Raw genomic sequence first — 2,089 nt, forward strand, 5'->3', positions numbered from 1 at the left:
CTCCTTTTGTCGATTGTTTTTGGGGGGGTTACCATTTCATCATCTGACATAGCTTGCAAATCTACTAACCGGTAATCTTCCGTCATTAATTTATTTGCCATTACACTATCAGTAAATAAACTCCATAGATTTCTTGGAGCATTATAAACTGCTTTGCCGTTGTAAATAACTAAATTATAAACTAGCGACAATTTATCCTTTCCTTTTTTGTGTCTTTCACATAATAATAGCGTATATTTCCATAACCGCAAAGCCGTCCAATAATCAATTGTTGATTGAGCTTCTATTAACACATATACAAAAGCTTTTTCTTCACGCTTGGTACTAATTTTATATACTATATCACTATATTTCTTGTTTAAAGATTCCTCTATATAGCTTTCTTGCTCTAACGTTATTTTTGATAAATCTATTAGTTTCTTAAAGTCCTCGGGTAAATAATATTCTAAAAACTCCTCAGCTGCTATCGGGTTGGTCATTATTGTTTTTACTAATGAATCATGTTTTAATTTTTTTGACCATAAAAATTTAGTAGCTTTATTTTGCAGCGTATTTTATCTTAAATTATCTATAATATCTACATTTATTTAAATTTAAAGTTTAATATTAATAATGCCAAACAAACTTTTACTTACTTTGAGGTTAATGCGGGCAGATAAGCCGGTACCTTATATATTAGTTTTTTTTCCTGCTTTATTTGGATTATTGCTTGCAAATCCTTCTAACACGGAATTAGCTTATTTATTACCGTTATTTATTTTAGGTAGTATAACGACAAGGAGTAGTGGGTGTATTATTAACGATATATTTGATCGGAAATTTGATCAACGCGTTACAAGGACTAAAGACCGACCTTTAGCAAGCGGCGCTTTATCTGTTTCTTATGCTATTTTTATACTGCTTATTCTTAGTATTATCTCGCTTTGTATCTTGCTACTTTTAAACAAAACAGCCATATATACAGGTTTTTTTGCGGTAATAATGATTAGCCTATATCCGCTAACGAAACGTATTACCTACTTCCCGCAAATATTTATGGGCTTTACTTTTAAGCTCGGGGCATTAATAGCGTATGCGACAGTTCAGAATAAACTTGATGCGGCAGCAATTATTATGTATTTAGCATGCTGTTTTTGGGCAGCCGGCTATGATACGATTTACGGCTATATGGATATAAAAGACGATAAGAAAATAGGAGTAAAATCTTTAAGCATATATTTAGAGAACAAGCATCCTAAATTTTGGCTTTATGTATGTTATATAGGTTTTATATTATTATTTATCTTAGCAACAAAGATAACTAACCGTAATATCGACTATTTACCTATTTTAGCTGCTTTAATTTTACTGATATTGCAAGTAGCGACTCTTGATACCCGAAATCCAGCTGATTGTATGACAAGATTCAGAGCTAATAATTATGTCGGGGTACTGTTAAGTTTAGTATTTTATTAAAAAATAGTTTATTTTTTAACTTTTTATTAGTATGATTACTCTAAATAATAAAAAGGATATGAACTATGTTAAGAAACAATACTGATAAAAAATCTTTTGCAGCATTAATAAAAGACCCAACAGCAGAATTTTATTATTCAGCATATTTTTTGTGTTTTATAGAAAAATTTACTGACCCTTTGGTTTCAAGAGGGGATAAATATCGCTTGCATACTGATTCTAAAAAATTTTGGAGTAGCAGTGAGTATAATAGTCAGAAAGTTTATAATCGTGAAGATGTAAATAGCATGATATTTGATAAAGTAGCAGAAAAATACGGCACTAAAGATAAATCTGCATTTAAAGAATATATACATATTATCCGTAATAATTATATGGATATCGAGTACGCCGGACACATTAGAGCAGGTTGAGAATCTTATAAAGTACCTAAGTTTTGTAGACTTGTAAATGATGATTGCTATAAAGAACTAACAGACATTATAGGAGTAACTCCTGATGCTTACTTAGAAGCAGTATCTCATTAGACCTCTTCGGAAACTCGCTTATATGTAATAGTTGAGATTTAATCTTACATTTAGTAAAATTAAGATAATANNNAATGGAGGATTAGAGATGAATCTAAATCAAAAAA

Annotated in this window: 3 protein-coding genes; 2 read left to right on the forward strand and 1 reads right to left on the reverse strand. The window is 30.2% G+C overall.

Annotated features, from left to right (window positions below; translation table 11 throughout):
* Positions 1-479: Rpn family recombination-promoting nuclease/putative transposase (locus KYQ89_RS01120; protein ID WP_218460001.1), on the reverse strand; the 479-nt coding region annotated here is incomplete at its 3' end.
* 133 nt (positions 480-612) lie between these two features.
* On the opposite strand from KYQ89_RS01120, the gene ubiA reads away from it, so the two are divergent.
* Both ubiA and KYQ89_RS01130 read left to right on the forward strand, forming a co-directional pair.
* A complete protein-coding gene (gene ubiA, locus KYQ89_RS01125; RefSeq protein WP_218460003.1) occupies positions 613-1,455 on the forward strand; it encodes a 4-hydroxybenzoate octaprenyltransferase in 843 nt (280 codons plus the stop codon).
* A gap of 65 nt (positions 1,456-1,520) precedes the next feature.
* Positions 1,521-1,868, forward strand: coding sequence for a hypothetical protein (locus tag KYQ89_RS01130; RefSeq protein ID WP_218460004.1), 348 nt, complete (start codon positions 1,521-1,523; stop codon positions 1,866-1,868).
* Positions 1,869-2,089: the final 221 nt, after the last annotated feature.

Source organism: Rickettsia sp. TH2014, from assembly GCF_019249195.1.
Lineage (GTDB): Bacteria > Pseudomonadota > Alphaproteobacteria > Rickettsiales > Rickettsiaceae > Rickettsia > Rickettsia felis.